Genomic DNA, 966 nt, shown 5'->3' on the forward strand with positions numbered 1-966 from the left:
TACCCACAACGATTTGAAGTGGCGCAACCTGCTGATCGACGACCAGCAGACCCTGTACCTGATCGACTGCCCCAACGGCGACTTCTGGCGCGGGTTCTGGCTCAAGTACCGGATCACCAAGGACCTGGCGTGCCTGGACAAGGTCGCCAAATACCATCTGTCGGCCACCCAGCGCCTGCGTTTCTACATGCAATATTGTCGGCGCAAGCACTTGAGCGTGTCGGACAAGCAACGGATTCGCCATGTGCTGAAGTTTTTCGAGGGACGCGAATGAACGACTTCCTGGCAACTGAAGACCGGGCATTGCTGGAACGGCATGGCCTGGCTGATTTCGATGCCCTGTGGGCCAGGCAACTGGATGCGGTGGATGAACCCAACACCAGCCGCGGCGGCTGGAGCAGCGTGTTTCGCCTGGAGCTGGAAGGCCGTGGCTTTTACCTCAAGCGCCAGAGCAACTACCTGACGCGCACCCTGCATCGGCCGTTTGGCGAGCCGACCTTTGCCCGTGAATTTCGCAACATCAGCCGCTATCGGCAGAAGGCGATCCCGGCCTTGCAGGCGGCCTTTTATGGTGAGCGCAAAGTCGCCGGCGAATACCGCGCCTTGCTGCTGACCCGCGCGCTGGATGGCTGGAATGACCTGGACTCACTGCTGGAGCAGTGGTCGACCCTGAGCGACGCCCAGCACCGCGCGATCCTCGTGGCCTGTGGCCAATTGGCGCGCAAGCTCCATGGCGTCGGCCAGGTGCCTGGCTGTTTTTACCCCAAGCATCTCTTCCTCCAGGCCACCCGCGACGGTTACGCGGCGCAGTTGATCGACCTGGCAAAAACCCGGCCGCTGTTGCTGGGCCGGCGCGATCGGGTCCAGGACCTTGCGCCCCTGCTGCGCCGCGCCGGGGCGTGGTCGCCAGAGCCAGTACGACCGTTTTTGGCGGCCTACCTCGCTCAGCCTCCGGAGAGCCAGTAG

Annotated in this window: 2 protein-coding genes; both read left to right on the forward strand. The window is 62.9% G+C overall.

The window, feature by feature from the left end:
- The coding region (locus ASU03_RS20220; RefSeq protein WP_197411295.1) for a hypothetical protein at positions 1–274 on the forward strand (274 nt) is incomplete at its 5' end.
- Positions 271–966 (forward strand): lipopolysaccharide kinase InaA family protein, encoded by a 696-nt coding sequence (locus ASU03_RS18800; protein ID WP_057833270.1) that lies wholly within the window; start codon positions 271–273, stop codon positions 964–966. The genes ASU03_RS20220 and ASU03_RS18800, both read left to right, overlap by 4 nt.

It is taken from the genome of Colwellia sp. TT2012 (assembly GCF_001440345.1).
In the GTDB taxonomy this organism is placed as follows: domain Bacteria; phylum Pseudomonadota; class Gammaproteobacteria; order Enterobacterales; family Alteromonadaceae; genus Colwellia.